This window comes from Mycolicibacterium austroafricanum, from assembly GCF_902705885.1.
Classification (GTDB): domain Bacteria; phylum Actinomycetota; class Actinomycetes; order Mycobacteriales; family Mycobacteriaceae; genus Mycobacterium; species Mycobacterium vanbaalenii_A.
The window spans coordinates 1-1,504 of the sequence record NZ_CACSIP010000070.1; the positions used below are offsets into that span (position 1 = coordinate 1).

Sequence of the window (1,504 nt, forward strand, 5' to 3'; positions counted from 1 at the left end):
ACCGGGTTGTTTTGTGCGCGTTCGGCTTTGATGCGTGTGGCTTCGTCGGCGGCGCGGGTGCGTCGTCGGCGGGGCATCATCGCGGTGCGGGCCGGATGGGCAGGCGGACCTGTGCCCGGTGGTGGCAGGTTCGCGGTGGTGAGGTCGCAGGACGGGAAGAACAGTCGACTGCCGGGTTTGGTCGTNTAGGTTCGCCCGTCGGGGGCGGTCCAGATCACGGTCCCGTCCGGGGACTGCGAGTCGGTCCAGCCGCCCGGCCCGCCCCAGAAGGTCTTCATCAGATGGTGGCTTCGGCACTTGCAGTTCAGGTTCGAAGGATGGGTAGGACCCAGCGGCCACGGGTTCACGTGGTCGATGTCGCAGCGGTCAGCGGGCACATCGCAGCCGGGGAACCGGCAGAACATGTCGCGGACCCGGACGAACTCCGCAAGCCGCGCCGAGGGCCGGTACTGCGGTTCGGGCTCGGGGCCGGGCAGCCACAGCGGTGCGACTTTCGCCCCGCCCCGGATCGCCTCGGCCAGCGCCGGCGTTGAAAGCACCCCGCGCCCCGGCAACACCGCCACTCCCGAATCCACCAACCGGGGCGGCGACTCGGCATCATCCGGAGGCGGCGCGGCATCGTCCGGAGGCGGCGGCTCGGCATCGTCCGGTGGCGGGGTGTTCTGTGAGCGGGCGTGGTCGGCGTCCTCGGCGGCGATCAGTGTGCGGGCCGCGTCGATGGCGGCCTGGTCGGCGATCACCCGGATCGCCACATCCGAGGCCGGCGCCACACCCGCGGCCGGGCACTGCGGGCCGCCGCACCGACACGCCAACACCGTGTTGCCATGCCCCAGCGCCCCCACCGCATCCGCCCACCGCTGCCCGGCACTGCGCGGATCCTGAGCACACACCCCGGCCACCATCGCGGTGATCCGGCGCCGCAACGCCGCCGCATCACCGGCAGACAACCGCCCCCACACCACCGTGACCTCGGCGGTGTCCTCACACGCCCCGATGTGGAAATCCCGGGTCCGGATCACCTCTTTGGCCCGAAGCACCGCCTCGGGGTCAAACCGCTCGATCACCGCATCGATCGCACGGTCCAACAACACCGCCGACAACGGCCCCCACGTCACCGCCTTGTCGGCCAACGCGGCGTCGATGACCGCGATCAGCGCCTCGTCGTCGACCAACTGGGTGCGCCACGTCAACTCCGAAATCACCCGCGCACTGATCAACCCCTGCGAGAACAACGCCGCCACCTGCGGCAACCGATCCCGCAACGCGACTGCGATACGCATCTGACCTGAGGCCCGGCGCTGCCCGACATGCAACGCTGCAGCCACCCGCGCCGCAGTGTGGTTCCACGGATCAAACGCCCACCGCGCCCGCTCATCATCCTCATCAACCGTGCGGACCACCAACTCCGCGATCGCCGCCAACCGCCGCGCCGCCACCTGCGCTTCCTCCCGCGCCAACCGCTCGACCACACCCACCAACGCGTCATCAGCCACACCAGCGAACA

General features: G+C 70.4%; 1 protein-coding gene. It reads right to left on the reverse strand.

From position 1 onward, the window contains the following. On the reverse strand, positions 1–1,504 hold a 1,504-nt coding region (locus BEMPMBAN_RS30895; RefSeq protein WP_159235284.1), incomplete at both ends, for an HNH endonuclease signature motif containing protein.